Origin of the sequence: Candidatus Nitrosopumilus salarius BD31 (assembly GCF_000242875.2) — an archaeon.
Taxonomy (GTDB): domain Archaea; phylum Thermoproteota; class Nitrososphaeria; order Nitrososphaerales; family Nitrosopumilaceae; genus Nitrosopumilus; species Nitrosopumilus salarius.
Genome location: NZ_AEXL02000084.1, coordinates 1 through 516, shown reverse-complemented (window position 1 = coordinate 516; position 516 = coordinate 1). Strand labels below are relative to the sequence as shown.

1 protein-coding gene is annotated in these 516 nt (G+C 25.4%); it reads left to right on the top strand.

The genetic code is table 11. From position 1 onward, the window contains the following. Nucleotides 1-344: hypothetical protein (locus BD31_RS03920; RefSeq protein WP_008298884.1), on the top strand; the 344-nt coding region annotated here is incomplete at its 5' end. Nucleotides 345-516 lie beyond the last annotated feature (172 nt).

The window sequence follows — 516 nt, the reverse complement described above, 5'->3', positions numbered from 1 at the left end:
TTATGGTAATTGACGTAATTTCTGATCCTGCATTTAGTGAAACAAAAATTATTGGTCAAAAAGGAGTAATCCTTTGTGATCATAATAAAGGAACTATCAATGTGGGAAAATCATCTAAATGGAAAAAAATCCAAATAAAATCTGGTGAAGTAGCTAAAGGATACCAAGGTAATACTCCATCAGAATCACTATATGTTAACGAAATGAAAAATTTCCTTAATTTGATAAAAACTAAAAAAAATCCAGATTATACATTTCATAATGAACTAAAAATTTTACAAGTTTTGGATGCTATGGAATTAAGTAACAAAAAATCTAGGAAAATTACTCTAAAAAATAGATGAACTAAATGATTTTTTAATCTAATAAACTACAATTGATGTAAATGAAACCAAACATATTGTTTTTAGTAATTGATTCTATGCGTTCTGACAAATGTTATGGTAAAAATAAAACATCTATTACTCCAAATATTGATTCATTAATCAAACAAGGAATTTATTTTTCTCAGGCAAT